We start from the raw sequence: 19,304 nt of genomic DNA, 5'->3' as shown, positions 1-19,304 counted from the left end.
CCATTTTCTTATAAGCATAGTCCAACCACTTTTTTCTTTAGCATTGGTTTTGTTTTCACGGATGTGATTGGCGTAACTGCCATGTCGGAGTTTACTATTGCAGGTTGTTCATCATCTTCCAGTATAAGAGCATCTGTTCCTTTCTCATCCATGTTCAGGAGCGCATTCAGTTCTGCCAGTCGCTTTAGCTTTTCAGCGAGTTCTTCTTCCTGTTGGAATGGTTTCGTTACTTCTATTTTCGCTGATTCTAATTGATTAGTTAAGGTTTCAAGTCTGTCTTTGGCTTCGGCAAGCTTATCCGGCATGGTTTTCAAAACATTGTCCAATCGAATAATATTTTCAACTGGATCAGGACCAATTTCTTGTTTTTCTTCGGTATCTGGCGTCGTTTCGTCTGGAATAGAATTTTCAATGTCTCTTCCATCTGCAGCAAGTTCATCGGCCCATGCCATGGCATCTTCCAAAGATTCAAAAGTTTCCAATGGCGGATAACCTTCTGCATCATAAATGGAATATACGGCATTTCCTTTGTTGATCCACAAAAAGACATCCGAAAAAAGCCTTGCGCTCCATTTTGTTGGATTTCCAAACGCATCATCTGCCTCATGTACCACCTGCCAGGATAACCGTTGCAGTTCTTCCCCATCAAGTTTGGCACCAACTTCCGCTTCATGTCGATCAATGTCTTCTTCAGCAAGAATGTCGATATAATAGTCCTCTACTTCAACTTTATCTGGCTTATGGTCAAATTCAAAGACTCGATTTTCACACTGAACATAATAAAAGTCCGGATCATCAACACAATTTCCGATCAGATATTTAACGTTTCCGGATTCCCACTGGTCAACCAGAATACAGAGATTGCCATCCAGTGTAAGCTGTTCCTGTACTACCTGTTTTTTTTCATGCTGCAGGTTTCTGACTTGGTTTGTAAATCCATCCAAAATAGTTGGGTGGGTGTTTAAGATCAGTGTATTGCTCCATTCCCCTTCTGTAAGGATGGAACTTGCCCATTCTTTGTTTCTTAGCGAAAACCGACCTTCCTTCCATGCCTGCACAATGGTATTGGCCAAAACAAATTTCACACAGTCTATGCCGTATTTTTCTACAATTTCAGATACCGTATTTTGTGGAACGGAAAATCCATTGTATTTTTCGGCAATCTGTTTTTCGATCTCCTGTTTGCACTCTAACCGGATTCCGTTATTCAGCCGGGTAATTTCGGCTTCTTTTGCCTTTTTTTCCTGTTCTTTTTTATAATTCTTATACTCTTCTTTTTCCTGTGGTGAAAAGTATTTGTCTGCATAAATCAGCTCGCAGATTCTTTCTTCTACGACATTCCAATTTAAAAGGACTTTTGTATATGGATTTAAAAGGCTTCCTTTCTCCAGGAGAATACCTTTCGCATCATGTTCACTGTTGGAACTACTATTGCCAGGTAACGCACCGGATTGGCCACCAATCCCATATTCTTTTTTCAGAAAGTCTGCATTTTCTTTCTGGTTATGCAGGTCCATGAAATATTCGTAGATTCGAAATTTTCCATCTGCAAAACCACTTCCAATGCAAAGGGCATAGTCGATTTCGTCCTGTGTGATGAAATCTTCCTGTCTGACATCTACCGTATCATGAAGTGGAAAATGAATTCTCTCCCTGTCAAGATCCGCGATTTCGGATAATAGATATCCTGGAGATTTCACAGTTTTCGGCTTTAATTCTCCATAGGAAATCCGTGCATCGACATCTTCCAAAAAGCTTTCCAGCTGTTCTCTTCCTTCATGCGTAGAAAGAAGAGTTTCTATTTTTTCTATACTGTTAAGTTCTTCCGGTACATCATCTATCCAATCACGGAGAAAATAGCCGATCTGATAAGATACCCTCTCCATCTCTGTTTTGTCTACGAGTGCTGCCTCGTTCGCATCCATATACAAGCCATACGTAATCATGGCGTGAATGTACTTTTCGATTTGATCCCAGCTTAATGTTGTAACTACAGATTCCGCTGCCTGCATACCATAACCGGCAGTCATTCCGTTTTCATCAAACCATACAGATATTGGATGACCGTGTAATTCAAAACCTTTGCCGACCTGACCATATTCTTTTTTCAGGAAAGCAATTATTTCATCGGTACTTTTTCCTTCGGTATATTTGGCGTAAATCCGTTTCCGGCTATCTTTTTGCCCGCCACCACTTCGGATGATTACTTCAAGATCGGTTTCCGACAAATAGAAAGCAGCGGGCATAGTATATTTTTTACTTGCTTCCGCTGCTGTAATTGATCCTCTCTGTTCCTCTGCTGATGGAAACAGACTTAATTGTGTGTATGATTCCTCTGGTTTTACAAAATTGGTCGGCTGTAAATCAGTTCTTTCAGTACGACTTCCTCCGCCCGGCTCTGGATGCTGTTCATCTTCTTCACCCAAAGCATCTGATCCTGTGCTTTGAGCTGTTCGTTTACTCCTTCTTTCTCCGCCATCTGGGATGTCAGGACTTCCATCCTCTCTCTTGCCTGTTCCTGAATCTCGAGAAGATGTGCTTTCAGCGTTCCTTCCAGAAACATTGCTGTTCTCGCCCCATCGTATCTCTCCCTCAGAAATTTGTCCCTCAGAAGTCCGTATTTCGTTACCATTCCCTCCGGTTCCGGATTTGCTTTCAGTTTCGGAATCAGATAATCTCCCATCTGTTCGTATTCCAGGTCCATTTTGTTTTCCTCCTTCAATATTATCTTTATCTTTGGAATTACCCTCTTGCAAACTTTCACGCTTTAAAGCATTATATCGCGGTTGTGGTGCATTTGCAAGTTCTTTTTTGGAGATTTCTTTTTCCTGTTCTTTCTCGCGAAGTTTATCATAAATGCGTACTGTTTTTCCGATTTCTGCAAGAACACCTCTGGAAGAATCATTAATTTTTGTTCCTAATACGGACAATGTTTTAATAGAAACAAACTGATTGATATAATCAAATGAAAATTCATGATCGGAAATTTCTATTCCACAGGCCGATAAAATTGTAAAAGAAACACTTTCCGATATAAGTTTTTTTAAGCAAAGAGCAAAGTCCTGTTCGCTCAGTTTATCAAATCCTATCCTATCCTATCCTGTAAATCCGGATAATCAATTTGAAGTTCTGTATAGGCATCCGCCGCGAGCTGATCTGAAATTTCAATAATTCTTTCTTCAAAGGGTTTTGTGCTGTCTGTACTGCCATATATTTGTTCGAGCCTATGCAGTACATCACTTTTATGCTCTTCCCGCAGTTTCCACGCCTTCGGATAACGTCCATTTGGCTTTACAGCATGAACATTCGAAACATCAAATACATATTTAAGCTTATGACCGTATGTTGCAGTATCATCCGGAAGTGCAATTCCTGAAGATCCTTTATTTACCCAGCAGTTCATACGTTTATTCCATATCTCGATGGAAGCACACGCTGTTGCATCCGGATTCTGTGCATAAATCAGAAGCTGTTCTTTAAACGGATATTTATAAATCCGTGCAGCGGAGGTCAGGAACTTCATCCAGGATTCCCGGTTCTGTGAAACCCTTTTAGCTGTTTTTTCTGCAAGATTCACTATGTATTCATATTTATCCATCTTATTTTCCTTCTACTATTGTGGCCGACAATATAATTGCGGCGAAAGATTTGATTGTGACATTGCCTGTTTACATACCCCTCTGGATTCATCTGCAGCATGAACCATTTCACCATTTCCAAGATATATGGCAACATGGGATATATTCCTGTATTTTCCGTTGGCCGAATAAGAATAAAAGATCAAGTCTCCCGGCTGCAGTTCACTATAGCTGACAGTCATTCCTTTGTTTACCAGGCATTCTGCTTCGCTTGCTGCATCCATTCCATTCAGATAAGTAATACCAGCTGCAGCATAACTCCGGTAAACCAGGGAAGAACAATCATACCATCCCGGATCATCTCTTCTGCTTTGGGAATAACCACTTCCTACAGCATTCAGAGCTGCCTGCACGGCAGCATTTCCGGACTCTCCGGCACCTATGCTTTTTTTCCAGGACCAGTCAATCCCACCGGCACCATTTTCGGATGGTGCATAAATGTCAAGCGTCCCATCAAGCTGCGCCAGGCAATCCGCTTTCTCATAGCTCCACCTGGATACGTTCGGTCTGCGGGCGATCATGGCATCATATGCCCTTTCAATAATTTCCCGGTCCGTTGATGCAGATGTTGTTCCATCAAAATATCTTTTCAGGCTTACAACATATTTTCCATCTCTGTTGCCAAAAGAAAGAACGCAGCCTTTCAAAGCATCAGACGCGTTTGTAAAATCAAAACCATAATATTCTGTCAGTGATGTAAGAAGTGGCTGCAGTGTTTGTGTATAGACGTATTCGCACTGGGCTGCCTCAAATGCAATCTTATGTTCTATGCAGATCGAATGCCATGCCCCGTAAAATCCGGCGTTATTTTTTAGTTCTGTGGTCATGCCAAGATATGGTTCAAACGGACCATATGTAGTTGGATCTTTTTCATAGCACCACCGAACAAACGGCCCAAGCTCATAACGATTATCGAACTGAAATTCACCACATGCATTTCCGCCATCGCCACCAACCTGATCCGGGTTTCCGCCGGATTCATATTTTGCCGCCAGATAACAGGCTCCATCATAAGCGGAAGAAGCACTTTGACGTTCAGCCTTTACCCCAAGAAACAGAAGACTCAAAAGAAGAAAAAGCGAAATAATCGGAAGCAGCAATAAAACATTGGATGCTATAATTTTAATGATGCCTGCGGATATTTTCGCCGTATTAATGACTCCATGCCGAAGTAGCATCCGCTGTTGATAATCAGCCCTTTTTTTTATCTCTTCTTCGTTCCCGGATAACCGGAGGGATTGAACGGTTGTATGGAAGTTCTTTGTTCTCCGAAACCATTTTAAGGATGTTCTAATTTTTCCCTCTTTACGAGAACTTTTTTCATCCTTTTTTCCTCTGCGGTCATTAGAATCTTTTTCATTCTTTCCTGACTTTTCTGTATCACTTTCTTTCCGATTTTTCTTTTTGGCTTTCCGTTTTTCACTTCCGGAATCATCCTCTGAGTCCTCTTCCTCAGCATGATCCATTTCTTTATTCCATTCCTCTGCCGCCTGGGACGGTTTTATTTCCTGCCTATTTTTATCTTCTGCCGGATTCTTTTCAGATGTTTCTTCTGTATGTTCCTTATTTTTTATTTCCTTCTTCTGATTGGACGTTTTCTCCTCATCTTCACCAAGAGTTTCCTTTTCCTCTTCTGTTGAAGATTCTTCTGAAATTTCACTATCTTCCGAAGTATTTTTACTCGTGATTTTTTCTTTTTTTCGATTCTTTTTTAATTTTGCCAGATATATAAGTGTTTTTGATTTTTTTAAATCATTCTGGGAATCCGGCTCATCATCTTCAACCTCTTTTTCTACATTCGCTGCTGTCATACCATGCAGCATGGATGCAGTATTCAAACTTTGATGCTGCTGTCTGAAAGTTTTACTCTGGTTGGATGATAATTCTTCCCCTTTAGAATCTTGTACTGTGGATGATTGTATCCTGCCAATCGTATATTTTCGGCTGAAATCCTTCTTTTTTTCTCTCTCATCCGTATTACTTTCTTCCTCTTCTTGTTGAAAAAGTGTCGGTTTTCCAGACAACGGATTTCCGTTTCGCTTCTCCTCTATTCCAATGCCCTGTGTGTTTTCTGTATCTTGCCGCCGCAGATATTTCCACATGGCCAGACGCATACTTTGTCGTTTTTCTTCTTTTATGTCATTATTTTCCGACATTTCCAGCTGTTCAGTATTCGGGATGGAAGCTCTCATCTTGGCTGCAGCATATTTTTTACCGTGATTTTCCTGAATCCGATTCTCTGATGCAGCCTCAATATTATCTTCCCGTTCTGAACCTGTACTTTTTAAAATAAAATGGGTTGTTTGTTGCTTCTCTTCTGCATGGGAACGTCCCGCTTCTGTTTGCACATATTTCTGTGTTGCCAGTCGTATACTTTTCAACTGCTGTTCCCGGGCAACTTGTCTGTCCGGTTTTTCTGGTATTTTATACGTCTCTGAAACAGGTGCATGGAACTGTGCAGCTTTCGCCTCATATTTTTCACTGGAGCCATTATATACAGGCTGTTCCGGTACATAATTTGATTCATTCTTATGCCACAGGATTTCCGGTTGTACAGCAGCCTGTTCCGTATGTCCAGTGTTTTCCGGCAAGATACTTTGTGTATTTACTTGATTTTCCGGCTGCAAATATTTCTGCGTCGCCAGACGCATATTTTGCAGCTGTTGTTCCCGCGTAATATGGTTTCCTGTTATTTCCTGCGTTTCAGAGTGGCTCATAACAGATCGTATCTCTGACGCAGTATAGATTGCAGAAGTAGCACTGTGTACCGTCTTTTCCACAGATCCTGTTTTAACTTCCCGCTGTTTTGCCTGCCATGCAACTTCCGTGTGCTTGTCTTTTGGTGTCATGCGTTATCCTTCCTTTAGTTTTCCGGCATACGGTAACAACCTTGGATCTTTTCGATATATCCTTTTTTCACAAGAGATTCCAGTATCTCTTCTGCCTGTTTATTGGAAACACCGCATAAAATTCCGGCACCATAGCAATCCAGCCATTCATCACATTCGTCAGCTTCTTGTACTTTATGGTACATGAACAGCTCTTCTTCACTGATTGGCTCTTCTACTTCGCCATTTGAAAGCTCAACAGACTCTTTGTCTGGATCAGTGTCAAATGTTGACACCGAGTCTCTGTTTTCATCCGTGTCAATCTTTGACACGGATTCCAGATCATCTTCATGTTCATCTTGATCCGCTTCCTGGCTGTAAAATACGTTCCGATTTTCGGCAGCGGCTTCATGGAAGTTTGTACTGTAGAAATGATACAGCGGATTGTCCCGGCTAATCGTCGAATCACACTGCAAAATATGCCCGCCCCAGACAATCAAACTCTGGCCCGGTGTCGGATCAGAAAGCGCTTCAAACTCTTTCTGTGATAACTCCATAATCTGCAGCAATTCGTTCCGATCATCACCGGCTTGGTCAAGCAGCACCTTGAAGTCGGAGTTTGATACAATCTCCATAATTTTCCGGTTGGCCGTTGCTGCTGAAACGTTCTGCAGACAGATCGTACAGATACCACCAAGTTTACGGTACGTCAGATACGCCTTTTCCAGCTCATTACAACTTGTCTCATGGCGGCAGACATATTGAGCCTCGTCAACGATAAAATGCGTTGCCCTTTGCTGTTCAACGTTGTAGGAAAAACGCTGCGTTAAAACATGCATGATTGTTATCATCAGCGGTTCCCACATCAATTCAGGGATATTTTTCATTCCAAATGCAACAAACCGGCTGCTGGTAGACAGTGTACTTTGTCCTTCCAATGTCAAAAAGCTATGCTTTGTATAAGCCTCCAGTGATCCATACAAATCACGCGCTTCCGGTTCCCGCTGTTTCTGGAAAATTGCTTCCAAATCAGAAAGCACCGGGGATATCGGTTTCTTTTTTGAAAACGTATTCTGATATAATTCCTCAACGCACCGGTAAATCAACGATTTATGGATACCGTTTGGACGTATACCGGTCATGATACTGTACAGAAATGCTTCCATATACTGCAGCTGGGAAAGGATATATTCTTCACGGCCCTTTGCATTCTTTTGCAGCAAAGATTCCGGAATCTCAAGAGGGTTCAGGCGCAGATCCGGATCAGAAAGATCAAAATACTGACCGCGGAATCTCTGGGTGATTCCCTTCATCTCATTCTGCGGATCAATCAGGAAAATATCATCTGTACTGTTAATCAATGTTTGTCCGATTTCCGTAATTTTCAGCAGCATGGACTTTCCAGAACCAGTGTGGCCAAAAATAACACCATTACTGTTTTTCAATGTCTTTCGGTTTCCAATGATCGGATTTCTGGTTTTTTTATTTATACCATACCATGTTCCGCCAGGCTGGATCAGATCCCAGGAATAGAATGGCTGGAATGCCAGATAAGAACTTGTCAGGACGGAACGCATATTATTTACACGCCTCGCTCCGATCGGAAGCAACGTATTCAGTGCCTGAATTTGCTGATCGTAGTAAGGAACAATCTGTATAGAATGTTTCCGGCAGCGGCGTCTGACTTCTGCCGTGTTTGCATCCAGTTCCTCTTTATTTGCTCCACGCACTGCCAACAGGATTCCTACATAGAAGCCATTTTCATCATCTTCCTCGATCTGATCCATATATTTTTTCAGATTGGCCTGCTTCTTTTTCTTTGCATAGGACGGCTCACTATAGAAGTTACCCATACTTGCATTGGCCTGTACTTCCTGCCCGATCGCATTTTCATTGTAGAAATTCGTGTTGCTGATTTTTCCACGTAACACTTCCCGTGGGATATATGCCGTATCTATGGTAAGGCAGGTATAAAACGGAAAATCTGTCAGTTCAAAAATCAACTTTTCTTCATTCAATCTGGTTGGCAGAACCGCAGCAAAAAGAATCCGCATACACTCTTCATCAAATTCCATGTAGCTTTTGTGATTCCGCACAGAATGTGGAAGGATTGAATTGCGAAAATCTCTTCCGGCCTGTACCATATCCTGAAACGGGAGAATAAAACTTTCCTCTCCATCATCTGTGAAAAAGTAATTTCTGATTTTCTGAAACCGCTGCACAGCGTTTAAAGGAACCAATTCCGAACCCATTGCATAAAAGATTGGAAGTGCTGTATGCTCGAATGTATCAAACCATCCTTCCGCTTCTTCTATTGACCGGCAATTTGCACTCACAGTCAAATAACGCTGTTTTCGAACGTTTTCCTGTCCCTTTTCAAGAGATTTTTTAATCATTTCGTTATTGTAGCGGGCCAGCTCTGGATACTCACTTTTATTTTCATCCTGCAACAGAGATTTCTGGAAATTTGTTACGTCCCGTGGTTCACACTGTATTGTGATCTTGAAATCTGTGTCCATGGAATTTAGAAATTTCCGTAGTTGAAACAGGATGCCGTCTTTTTGCTGCTTGTCCTGATCCACATAGTTTAAGTCTGAAAAAGAATACACACGATCAAATTTTCTCCGCTTTTTCCCTGCCCCGTTATTCGGTTCTATTTCAAATATTCCATTTTCGTGTACACCTGCAATATCCAGCATTTGTTGAATACTGGCCGGTGTCTGGTAAACTGGCTGTGTACATTTTTTATATCGGATAAATTCCTCATTCGAAAAAAATCCCATTCTGTTCCATCCTTTCCAAGTATATAAAAAAGTCGGGATTTTTCCCGATCATTATTTTTCTTTTTTCAAATAATTTTTTCTTGCCTGGTTATATTCGTCACTTTTCCAAACAAGTTTGGCTGTGGACTTTCTGTATTTTCTTGCCCGGTAAAACTCTATTGCAGAAAGCCCGCTACGTGACTTCCATACCTGACTGAAAATGATAGCTGCAGCAACAGCAGTTCCAATCAAAAATGATATATATAAGTTCCATCCAAGTATAAAATACAACAAGATAATGATAATACCACAGGAGACAGCAGAAACGGCCATCACACCTAACTCTCTTGCTGTAAGTCCTTTCCAGATGCTATCCTTATATGCACCAAAATCTTCATTCATGTTTACCATAAGCTATGTCCTTCCTACTATTAAAATCCAAATGCTCTTCGAACCATCGCATCCGTACCAGATACTGATCCCGTTATAATAAGGATACCAAGAATAGCTTGAAGTCCTTCCCATCCTTGTGATCCCAACATTCCGCCCAATATATCTTCTGATGCAGTAGGGAACAGCCCACCAGCATTTATTAAAATTGTTCCAAGTCGCATCATTAGCATGATTCCTGTCATTTCAAACAATGCACAAAGAAATGTACGGACCCAGCTTGATCCGGTATGTCCAATTTCATGTGGGCCTGCATAAGTGGAAAGTGCAAGTGGTGCAACAGCCATATAAAAAAACAATTTAAGGAAAACCCTATAAACCGTCCATAATGTAATAACTGCGCCACCCAGGCAGATAAACAAAAACACAAGGCCAAACAGATTTCCAAAAATAAGTCCGGATCCACTCATTTCCCAGTCATCCCCTACTCTTATAACCAGTGAAGCGGCATCTTCCGGAACAATAATCCCAAAAAATGCTTGTTCAATTTCAATCAAAAAAACGAGTATATTCGTGAGATTTAAAAAAACAGCATCCACAAGTGCCAGCTTGATAAAAAACTGGATGCTTGCTTCCATGGTCATTCCGTGTTTAATATCCGTTGTTTCTTTGAAAAAATTAATCATAAAGAAAACACTTACAAGTGTCGCACCTAGAATCTGTAGTGCCAGGAAAATCCGGTATGCTTCATCCCAAAGTTCACCATCTGCCAAACTTTTTGGATTCGTTTGCAGCATATCAAACGCATATGCAATTAATGAATTCCAAACATTGCACCCAAGGGAAAAGAAACCACTTCCCGAAAAAACCGTTTTGAAAAAATCTAATATCTCATTTATCATATTTTCTCCATAAGAAAAAGGAGGATATTCCCTCCCTTTTCATTATCCCTTCAGAGCAGTTGTAATTACCGGAGCAACCAGCATAACTAACGCACCGCCAACCCCTTTTAAAGATCTTGTAATAGCACCTCCGCCTTCCTGTGCCTGCATGGAAGCTCCAAATTCAAATGCGTGCCATAATAAAATAACACCACCCACAGATTGTACCACAGCGCTGATCAGATTCCATAAAATTTCAAATTTCGCATTTATTGCGGCCGTTGCATCTGCAAAAACCATTGGCGCACCTACTCCCTGCAGGAACATCAAAAACGCAAAGCAAGCCGTATATTCCGTGACTTTTTTCAGTTTCTTTTTTACTTCGATTGGCTTTTTCATATCTTTTACCTCTTTTTGATCTAAAAATAGCCTGCACCAAATTTTGGTGCAGGTCTTATTTTCGTTTGTTCTTTCGTGTCAATCCTTCACACGACATTTTTTAATCGTCATCATCATCATGTTTGTGAAATCTTCCAATTAAAAATGCAATAACACATCCTACCACCGCTATAATCGGGATAATATACTGAATCGGCATTCTCTATTTTCCTCCTTTTTCTTCCTGTTTCAGAACCGGAAACTGGGGCAATCCAGTACACAATTCCAGTCCATTAAATTCTTGTTTTTCAATTATCTGCTGATAATCTACCGTCACAGTAACGAAATATACTTTTTGATTGTTGGCATCCCGGCCTTCCTCTGTATGAAGATGTCCCTGGACAAACACTGTCGTTCCTTTTTTTATTTTCTGAAATGCTATCATTGCCCGTTCTCCAAAGGCAACACAGTACATGTAATCGGAGTAAGAACTTTTCGGTCGCTGCACGGCCAGGATGTACCGGCATGTTGGAACTGATCTCCCTCTCCTGTCTTTTTCATAGGAAAATTGTGGGACGCAGGTGCAAACACCCTGGATTTTAATCTGATTCATGTTTGCCCTCCTTATACCAGATTACCAGTTGTATTTTCTTGACGGTAAGGCAGCCTCCGGTATCGCAGAACTTCCATCCGCAGTAAATCATCCCGCAGGGTTTCTGCATCCATGCCCTCAAATAAAATGTCAAGGGTTGTCTCAAAATCCCGGTAACGACTGCGCTGGCTGTACATAAGTGCCTTTTCAATCCTTTCCAGAATCGGACCATTTTCATAAAGTTCCTGCAATTCTAAAAGGGATTGCTGCAGTGTGTCTTTTCGCCGGAAATGTTCTATCATCCGGCTTTTAAATTCTGCCACATCAGCCGGGTTTAACACTTCCGGTTCCGTGTCAATGTTTGACACGGGAACTTCTTCTTTATCATTCGGAAGTTCTTCCGGCGCATTTTCCGTTTTTTCCTCTTCTATGACAGGTATATTCTTTTTTCGTTTTAAATCTGGAACATTTAAAACATTTTTCAGCTTTTTGGTATCAACCCCAAGCTTTTTTTCCAACGGCTCTTCTTGAGTTTCTTCCTTTTTCTGTTTTCGCTCTTGTATTAAACTGATTACAGCTGTTGCTGCAAAACCAAACGCTGCGATCGCAAGCACCGCGGTCATCAAGTAATATGGATTTCCCAAAAATGACTTTATACTTTCCATGGCCGATCTCCTTTACTTGAAATTCCGTGATGCATCTACCGCAAGTTCTACCAGCTCCTCTGCCGAAATTCTTCTGTCATACCATCCGGTCAGAACTGCCGCTTTTTCGTATTCATCATAAGATGCCTTATATTCCGGCATTTCTGCGTTCATCTGGTAGATGACTTCTTTTAAGTTCTTGGTTTCGCGGCGTGGAACACTGATTTCATAGCATGGAAGGGAATCAAAGCGGAAATGATAATTCTTTTCGCCACATACCGCATCTACAATAATTCCATCCGTATTATGGCGGGTTGTCACATTTTCGAACTCTGGCAGTGTCAGCAAGTAATTCTGCAGTTCTTCTGCACTTAAATCGTGGCTTTCCGGCTGATTACTGTTTTCTTCCAGCTGTCTCTGTAATTCTTCCTTGTCTTTTGCCTGATCATCCAGATCTCTCTGCAAAGATTTTACCTGCTTATTTAGTTCAATGACTTTTCCTTGGAGTTCTCCATTCCGTTTTCGCAACTTTTCTTCTACTTCCGGATCAGTGCTGCTATCCTCTGCTTTTAACTGCAGGTTCGCAAGTTCAGCTTCCTTTGCATCAAAATCTTTCTGTAATTTTTCCATCTGTTCCGTTTTGGAATCACGTTCTTTCTCTGCCATGGAAAGACGGCTCTGCAATGTTTCAATTTTCGCCTGCAGTTCTGTTTCCTTATCCGTTGGAAGTGACATATCCGGATACAGTTTTAAATTTTCCTGCATCATCTTGAGGTTATCCCTCTCTGCCTGCAGCTCAATACTTAAGTTCTGTGCCTGCAGCTTTTCCATTTGCAGTTCCTGCTGTTTCTTAAGCAGCTCATTTTCCTGTTCCTGCTTTGCTTTCGCCAGGGATTCTTTTGTTTCCTGTTCCCAGGTTTTTAAAGCAGTTTCCTGTTTTTCCATGTCCTCTACTTTAGCTGCAAGAGCATCCTGGATCTGGTCCAGTTCTTTTTCCCGGTTATCCAGATCTGTTGCTTTCTGTTCCTGGCTATTTTTCTGCTTTTCCAATGCATTTGCAAGAGACTGCAGCTGCTTGGAACGGTCATCGAACAGCTTTTCACGTTTTTTATATTGCTCTTCTCGTTCCTGATACAGCTGATTCATTTTTTGGGCCATACTTAATGTATTTTCATCCATGACGTATCCTTTCTTCGGGCGCTTAGCCCAATATCTTTCTTACTCTTTTTTCGTATTGCAGTAAGAAACATCAATACACTCCAACTGCCGATAAAAAAAACGGCAAAAAACAGATATGATTCCTATCTGCGTATCCACCGGATCAGCCTTTAAAATCATACCTTCTGTATCTGTGTCAATGTTTGACACCTGTTTTGTGGTTTCCATATCGGTGTCAACGTTTGACACCGCTTGTGGCTTTTCCGTACTCGTGTCAACGTTTGACACCGCTTGTGGCTTTTCCGTACTCGTGTCAACGTTTGACACCGCTTTGGGATTTTCCGTATCCGTGTCAACGTTTGACACCGCCTGGTGGTTTTCCGTACCCGTGTCAATGTTTGACACCGTTTTGCTGCTTTTCTGTCCCGTGTCAATGTTTGACACGGATTTTTCAGCCCGTTTTCCATTCCATAAGGAAACTCCGGTTCCGCAGAGCAGCAGGCAAGCCAAAATCATACAAATTCTGGCTCTTACTTTTGCTTTAAGACGCTTCCTTTTCCGCATTCGCGACCTCTTTCTGTGCAACCGTAACGGCGTGTATAACCAATCTGTAAGGACTGGAGCCATCACCTACGCAGGTGGATAAAGTAAAAACTTTCTCCTTTCCGGTCGGGGCAATATTACAGTCATATTCCGCATTCTGTACGGTTTCTGCAATCCATTGTTTCCATTCCTCGCTGTCACCTTTATATCCCAGTGTAAAAACATCACTGTCATACCGGGTGCTGTATACGCTGTATATCGCACAGGTATAAGTAGTTTCCGGTGTATAAACATATACATAAGGATAAGTGTTCCGGAAGTCCTTATCATGGTACTTTTTCAGGCTTCCAAACATTTTCCCGGATGCCATGTTATGCCCATATAAAATAATGTGGCTTTCTTCGAAATCTGTTCCGGCAGTTGCAAAAATGGAACCAAGAATATTGCTTTCTCCTGTTACGGTATGGTTCAGGTAATAACTGTTGTCCTCTCCTAAAGCAACCGGATAATCAATGGGTGTTCCGGGAACTGTGATCCATGCCAAAATCTCAGGATTGATCTGCTGTAAATTCTGAAAATCAACTATTCTTTCCATATTCGGATCTGTTTCCTCTTCCGGTTCATCTGTAGTTGATTCTGTGTTTTCTTCATCTGTTGTATCCGGGTTTTGGATATAGCCACTGATAAGGTTCTGCTGTTCCCGGTCGGTTTGTGCTTCCTGCAAAATCCGTGGAAGATAAGACGCACCCAGCAGACATAAAATTGCCAGCAGGACACACCCAGCAGCTTTTCGCATTTTCACGCCTCCCTGTTCTTTAATGAAATACCCGTGTCAAACATTGACACGGGTATAAATCCGGTTTTGCTGGCTACTTTAACGGAATGATATTCTTAACAGAAGTATCATGCGTTGTAGTTCCCCAGTCATCTTTCTGGTTTTCAAATGTGATGGATGTACCGGTTGGTTTTGCCTTTAAGTTTGCATGTACGGAGAAAATTTTATCCGGAGCAACGCCCTTCGTCGGTTCCTGTAATTTTGAAATCGTTACATTCTCTGTTCCGGTAACGTTCACCAGATGATACCGCAGCACATCCTGTTCTGTTACTGTGTAGTCCTCTCCTACCGGGATTTTGTTCCAGGTGACAGAAAGTTCTACATATCCCTGTCCATCGGTATGTGAATTTACGTAATTTTCCGTGAACTCTACATAATTCTGGAAGGTACGGTCTTTTCCATTAATATCTTTTCCTTTTACGGTGAAGATAAAGGTTGGGTTTCCATGCGCCCAGGTAATATCGCTTGCTTTAATTTTCTTTACTATGGTAAGGTCTGCATAGCGCATATCCTTCATGGTGATGGTCTGCGTATCTGCTTTGCTTTCCAGCGTAAAGGTAATTGGATCAGCAAGTTTATAATGATCCGGGGCCTGATCCTCACGTAAAGTATACTGGCCCGGTTTCAGTTTTTCGATTCGGTGCGGTGTGCTTCCGGATGTCCAGCTTTCTACCAGACGGCCATTGCTATCCAGAAGAGAAAGTTTCGCTCCGGAAATATTTTCTCCGGTACCGGAATCTACTTTTGCAAGATCCAGTTTTGTATAATCATTTTCCACCGTGATTGTCAGGTTTGACTGCCCATTGACTTTTCCATCGGATACTGTGAAATCTTTCACTGCATTATCCAGTACGTATCCATCTTTGGTTGCCGTTTCCTGGTAATGCCAGGTTCCATCCTTCACACCATCAATCGTGATCCGTCCATTGCTATCTGTTTTCTGCGTTTTATCATAGCTCTTGTCATCATTCCAGATATGGAACGTAACACCTTCCATGACTGTGCCATCGTTTTTGCTTACTTTCTGCAGAACGATCGCATTTTTCTGGTTCTGTATGGCTACATTGACGCTGGTATGGCTATCATCCAGGGTAACTGCATGTTCTGTAGTATCCAGGACATATCCATCCGGAGCTGTTTTTTCTTTGACAATGTACTGACCAAGTTCCAGTTGTTTGCTGGCTGCCGATCCATTGCCATCTGTAGTTACGGTATCAACTACCGTATTGGCAGCAACCAGGGTTGTGCCTCCGGCTGTCTTAATATCCTTTGCAGCTTTGATTTCAAATACCGCACCGGAAAGTTTTTTATTATTCTCACCGGTTTTTGTGATTGTGATCTGACCGGTTTTTCTGGCATTTGTCGCATCCAGTGTTAAAGTAACAACACCTTCTTTTTCTGCTGTAAACTCATGTTCCCAGGTTCCGGTATATCCTGTCGGATTTTTGGTTTCTACTACTTTGAATTTTCCACCTTCTGAATCTTCTGCATGGAGATTTAATGCTCGATAAGCTTTATACTCATCTTTCCATTCGGCCTTGGTATACGTTACCCACTGGCCGCCTTGCATCTTGTAAACAGTGAATTCTGCGCCTTTTAGGGCTTCTCCTGTTGTTTCATCTGCCTTTTTGATGACAAGGTCAACATTTTTGGTCTGATGCATAACCATTTCTGATGTATAACCAAACTCAGAAGTATTCCATACGTGCCAATCTGTTGCTTCGGTCCGGCTTGATCCTTTCCATCCATTAAATATGGCATCCCCACCAGTAAATGTAAAGTCTTTTGGATATGATTGCACTGTGGTAAGTCCCTTACCTGGACCGTCCACATTTTGTATGGTTCCTCCATTATAAAAGACCATAGTCTGAGAATCGCCTTCATATGTGTAAGTAACCCATCCTTCCGGGTTATCCGGTGAAGTACCATCATCTGCATTTGAACCCTTTTTTGCTGACCAGATTGCATCCGTTCTTGCATCATAGATTAGACGATCATCAGCTTCCTTCGTGACATAAATGCCATCGACTTTTCCATCAATATAAAATCCCTGGGAATAGTCCAGATCAGATAAAGTGAAATGTCCCTTAACCTTAAGTGGATTTCCATTTTCATCGTAATATGAAAATCTTACCTTAATCCATTTTAAGCCTTTAATATCAATGACAGGAGTTGCACCGCCTTTTGTATTGTCTACAGAAACAACAACATTGTCTACATCTTCATATCCCGGATACCCGCTGATATCAGTATTCTGCCAGTCCAAAAACCAGATCCGCATGGTAACAGGTAAACCATTCGCATTACCTACATTGGTATACTCTGCATACATCTTTCCTTTTAATCTTTCATACGGAATAAAAGATCTTGTATTTCCACCATCGTTAATATTGGATAATGGCCACCATTGTGAACACGCATGAGCATGTTGTTCTGCATTTAAGCAAAATTTGTTATCCCATGATCCACTTCCATCGCTACATCCAAATCTAATCTTTGTATTTGCTCCGATGACCGGCGTAAAATTGTAGGTTCCGTCAATCGTGCTGCTTTTATCTACCATTTTTCCAATACCAGAATTAACTACAGATGGTAACCCATCCATGCCTGCGCTGACAGCAAAAACATTTTCCGGGAAAGAAATTCCAGTTACCATCAAGGCTGCCATAAGCAGCCCTGACAGTGCCTTTTTCCATCGTTTCACAGTTTCTTCCTCCTCTCTTTCTTTTCTTTACGGGACAGTTTCACGGTTCCAAGAGCCGTTACCGCCGCAATTCCAAGAGGAACAAAAACGTATGGATCTGCAAGACCGGTTTTTGGTGCCGTAGTCTGCGAAATGGCAGGAGACGGTTCGTTTTTGCCCGGTTCTTCAGCACCCTGTACACGGAAAATCCAGTTTACCATGCTTTCCCGTTTTGCATATGCATTTTTCAGTTCTGCCGGTAACTGCAGCGTAAACTGTACCCGCGAATTTTTCCCTGTTTCCAGTGTTCCTAGGCTGATTTCCTGATTCAGGGATGCCGCCTGCAAATCACCATCATACAGAGTTTTTCCATTTTGTGTGATCGTCAATTTAAACTGTTTCAAAAGATCCAGTTCTTCATCCGTTAAATTTCCAGGCGTTTCCGTATGAAAGAAAAATTCGGCACTGGTTGCTGTTGTATTGGAAAGCTGAAAACTATCACTGATCGTATCGCCAGGCATTGCCGTCTGTAAATTCTTAAAGAAATCTTCCGGCGCAGCCACCAGATTTCTAGCAGCCCCTTCATAAGTGACGGACATAGCGGTATACTGTTTTGTCACTTCTGTGATGCTGTTATCCTTCTCATGTACGCACTGTTCAATTTCCGTATCGCCCCATGGGACTTCCGAATTAAAATCCGGTGTAAAGTTTGCCGCCTGCACCGCTTCTGCTGTAACGGTAAGTCCAAGAACCCTGTCCTGTGCTTTTGATGTCCACGCTGCAGGAATCGTTACGTTTTGGAAAAAGTCTGCGGATTCTCCGTTTTTCAGTGGCTTCGTATAGTAATAATACTCTCCCTGTTTTACCCAGGCATCGGAAATTCCATCCAGCTCTTCATCACTTAAGACATACTCCACAGATGTTTCGCCGTTCTGGTCATCAGAAGGTGTTTCCGTAGGTTCCGGCGTTGTCTCCGGTTCCTCTGGTTCTACCTGTGCTGGTGTTGTTTCTTCTGTTGCGTTCGGCGTTTCCGTGGTTTCTGGATTTTCATCCTGCCTTTTCGTGTCAATGTTTGACACCATTTCTGAATTTTCCGTTCCCGTGTCAATGTTTGACACGGAGTCCGCTGCCTCTCCGGAATAAGTGGTTTTCACCCGGATATAGCAGGTTTCTGCGTAATTTGTGATTCTCGGAATTTTCGAAATGGTCTGGGAAGGAAGAACAATTCCCTCTGCCGGTCCTGCATAAACTTTTTCCGTATCACCATCTTTTTCGTATTCCTGGATTCCAATGTTTACATCACCGGTACTGATGTGGTTTGTAACGGTAACGCTGTCCTGATAGTAAGCATATGATCCACTGATGGTACTTACTGCCGTGACCAGAATTCCGGCTGCTATTGCAATTTTCCTTTTCATTACTGGCCACCTCCTCCAAACCGTTTCCATGCGTCCTGATAAGAAGTGTATTCCTTCTGACCATCTGTTGTCTGAACGGATTCCTCGTAAACTGTTACTTCCAGGTTATCCTGCTCATATTCATCTGCAACAGTAACCCCCGTAAACAGATAAGTTGTTGTTCCTCCAACCGGAACAGCTTTTTTGTAATAGTAATAGCCATCATTTCCCTTGACCCAGTTTGTGGTATCAAGTCCCGTGAACTCTTTTACAGGTTCACTGCATGTAATATATGCCCGGACATAGCAAGGTACATCTCCTGTATTTTTTGCCCTGACTTTTTTTACTACTGATCCGCTGGATGGAACCGGTGTCGGTGTCGGAAAATCCTCATCCGGAATAATGGTGTTATTTCCAGTCCTGATAATGTTTACTACTTCATCATGGTCCGTCTGGTAAGCAGAAGATCCCGATATTGCGGTGGCTGCTGCAAGAAAACCGCAGCAGCACATTCCGGCAATTGACAGCATTCGTTTTTTCTTTTTTTTCATGCTGTTTTCCCTTCTTTTTCAGAA

Annotated in this window: 16 protein-coding genes; all 16 read right to left on the bottom strand. The window is 42.0% G+C overall.

Translation table 11 applies throughout. The annotated features are described in order from the left end of the window. Nucleotides 1-8 precede the first annotated feature (8 nt). The 16 genes from DXA55_RS02460 to DXA55_RS02385 all read right to left on the bottom strand — a co-directional run bounded on the left by DXA55_RS02460 (nucleotide 9) and on the right by DXA55_RS02385 (nucleotide 19,280). Nucleotides 9-2,426 carry a DUF3849 domain-containing protein gene (locus DXA55_RS02460; RefSeq protein ID WP_147341982.1) on the bottom strand — a complete coding sequence of 806 codons (2,418 nt, stop codon included), beginning with the start codon at nucleotides 2,424-2,426 and terminating at the stop codon, nucleotides 9-11. Further along, entirely contained in the window at nucleotides 2,342-2,704 is a 363-nt protein-coding gene (locus tag DXA55_RS02455; protein ID WP_117805194.1) for a TnpV protein, read from the bottom strand. Before DXA55_RS02455 ends, DXA55_RS02460 begins: the two co-directional genes overlap by 85 nt. A 381-nt stretch (nucleotides 2,705-3,085) precedes the next feature. After that, complete coding sequence (locus DXA55_RS02450) at nucleotides 3,086-3,598, bottom strand: hypothetical protein (protein ID WP_117812935.1); 513 nt, start codon at nucleotides 3,596-3,598, stop codon at nucleotides 3,086-3,088. A 15-nt stretch (nucleotides 3,599-3,613) separates the two neighbouring features. After that, nucleotides 3,614-6,487 carry a C40 family peptidase gene (locus DXA55_RS02445; RefSeq protein WP_117812934.1) on the bottom strand — a complete coding sequence of 958 codons (2,874 nt, stop codon included), beginning with the start codon at nucleotides 6,485-6,487 and terminating at the stop codon, nucleotides 3,614-3,616. Nucleotides 6,488-6,501: 14 nt separating this feature from the next. Next, entirely contained in the window at nucleotides 6,502-9,249 is a 2,748-nt protein-coding gene (locus DXA55_RS02440; protein WP_117812933.1) for a VirB4-like conjugal transfer ATPase, CD1110 family, read from the bottom strand. Between the two features lie 51 nt (nucleotides 9,250-9,300). Beyond that, complete coding sequence (locus DXA55_RS02435) at nucleotides 9,301-9,639, bottom strand: PrgI family mobile element protein (RefSeq protein ID WP_117805197.1); 339 nt, start codon at nucleotides 9,637-9,639, stop codon at nucleotides 9,301-9,303. 20 nt (nucleotides 9,640-9,659) lie between these two features. Next, nucleotides 9,660-10,520: a hypothetical protein gene (locus DXA55_RS02430; protein WP_117805198.1), complete on the bottom strand. Its 861-nt coding sequence runs from the start codon at nucleotides 10,518-10,520 to the stop codon at nucleotides 9,660-9,662. 42 nt (nucleotides 10,521-10,562) lie between these two features. Then, nucleotides 10,563-10,898: a hypothetical protein gene (locus DXA55_RS02425; RefSeq protein WP_117805199.1), complete on the bottom strand. Its 336-nt coding sequence runs from the start codon at nucleotides 10,896-10,898 to the stop codon at nucleotides 10,563-10,565. A gap of 202 nt (nucleotides 10,899-11,100) precedes the next feature. Beyond that, nucleotides 11,101-11,490, bottom strand: a complete 390-nt coding sequence (locus DXA55_RS02420) for a single-stranded DNA-binding protein (RefSeq protein WP_117805200.1) — start codon at nucleotides 11,488-11,490, stop codon at nucleotides 11,101-11,103. Nucleotides 11,491-11,501: 11 nt separating this feature from the next. Next, nucleotides 11,502-12,134, bottom strand: a complete 633-nt coding sequence (locus DXA55_RS02415) for a hypothetical protein (RefSeq protein ID WP_117812932.1) — start codon at nucleotides 12,132-12,134, stop codon at nucleotides 11,502-11,504. 12 nt (nucleotides 12,135-12,146) lie between these two features. Further along, nucleotides 12,147-13,292, bottom strand: coding sequence for a hypothetical protein (locus tag DXA55_RS02410; protein ID WP_117812931.1), 1,146 nt, complete (start codon nucleotides 13,290-13,292; stop codon nucleotides 12,147-12,149). Between the two features lie 39 nt (nucleotides 13,293-13,331). Next, a complete protein-coding gene (locus DXA55_RS02405; protein WP_147341981.1) occupies nucleotides 13,332-13,787 on the bottom strand; it encodes a hypothetical protein in 456 nt (151 codons plus the stop codon). Between the two features lie 25 nt (nucleotides 13,788-13,812). Then, the gene (gene srtB / locus DXA55_RS02400; RefSeq protein ID WP_117805203.1) at nucleotides 13,813-14,610 is read right to left on the bottom strand and encodes a class B sortase; all 798 of its coding nucleotides are present in this window, start codon (nucleotides 14,608-14,610) and stop codon (nucleotides 13,813-13,815) included. A 73-nt stretch (nucleotides 14,611-14,683) separates the two neighbouring features. Continuing rightward, a complete protein-coding gene (locus tag DXA55_RS02395; RefSeq protein WP_117812929.1) occupies nucleotides 14,684-17,353 on the bottom strand; it encodes a SpaA isopeptide-forming pilin-related protein in 2,670 nt (889 codons plus the stop codon). Continuing rightward, nucleotides 17,350-18,750, bottom strand: coding sequence for a hypothetical protein (locus DXA55_RS02390; RefSeq protein ID WP_117812928.1), 1,401 nt, complete (start codon nucleotides 18,748-18,750; stop codon nucleotides 17,350-17,352). Before DXA55_RS02390 ends, DXA55_RS02395 begins: the two co-directional genes overlap by 4 nt. Beyond that, the gene (locus DXA55_RS02385; protein ID WP_022461030.1) at nucleotides 18,750-19,280 is read right to left on the bottom strand and encodes a hypothetical protein; all 531 of its coding nucleotides are present in this window, start codon (nucleotides 19,278-19,280) and stop codon (nucleotides 18,750-18,752) included. The genes DXA55_RS02390 and DXA55_RS02385 overlap by 1 nt, the downstream gene beginning before the upstream one ends. Nucleotides 19,281-19,304 lie beyond the last annotated feature (24 nt).

This window comes from Blautia sp. OF03-13 (assembly GCF_003460685.1).
In the GTDB taxonomy this organism is placed as follows: Bacteria; Bacillota; Clostridia; order Lachnospirales; family Lachnospiraceae; genus Fusicatenibacter; species Fusicatenibacter saccharivorans.
This window is presented reverse-complemented; position numbering and strand designations above follow the sequence as displayed.